This is a genomic window from Citrobacter sp. wls613 (genome assembly GCF_005281195.1).
GTDB classification, from domain to species: domain Bacteria; phylum Pseudomonadota; class Gammaproteobacteria; order Enterobacterales; family Enterobacteriaceae; genus Citrobacter; species Citrobacter gillenii.
On sequence record NZ_SZXN01000030.1, the window covers coordinates 28331 to 28779 of the forward strand.

2 pseudogenes are annotated in these 449 nt (G+C 54.8%); both read left to right on the forward strand.

What is annotated here, in order from left to right:
- Positions 1 to 183 (forward strand): annotated as a pseudogene (locus tag FDX01_RS23435) (hypothetical protein); the annotation flags it as partial.
- A pseudogene (locus FDX01_RS04460) lies at positions 180 to 449 on the forward strand (hypothetical protein); the annotation flags it as partial. The pseudogenes FDX01_RS23435 and FDX01_RS04460, both read left to right, overlap by 4 nt.

Here is a 449-nt window from a genome sequence, read left to right on the forward strand (position 1 = left end):
CTGAACAATATCGCTACCGGCGTAATAACCGGTGCCGGGGATAACTCTACCAGCGCGCAGCGACTTGTTCCTGACTTCTTCAAAGACCTTTCTCTGGCAGACCTTCAGATGCTTCAGGACCCCTGGGGCCGCCGTTATCTGATGATCGCTCAGCAGTTCGGGAGTTTGTGGGGGCTGTCATGATCACATTCCATCTGGGGGTGATTGATGTCCCGTATGAGGACGAGAACACTACAACCGGAGACGTCGCCGAGTATCTGGAGGAAAAGTACCAGATCATGCAGACGTTTTTTGACAGGTACAGCAACGACATCGCTGACCTGATGGCGAATGACATGGCCGCGTCGCTTGAGAACATGATGGCCGGCGCGCCGCCAGCAAAAGACCCTCTGGCAGAGTCGATGTCACGGATCCATGACCTGTTTGTCGCCTTCCTCGACAACACCGAA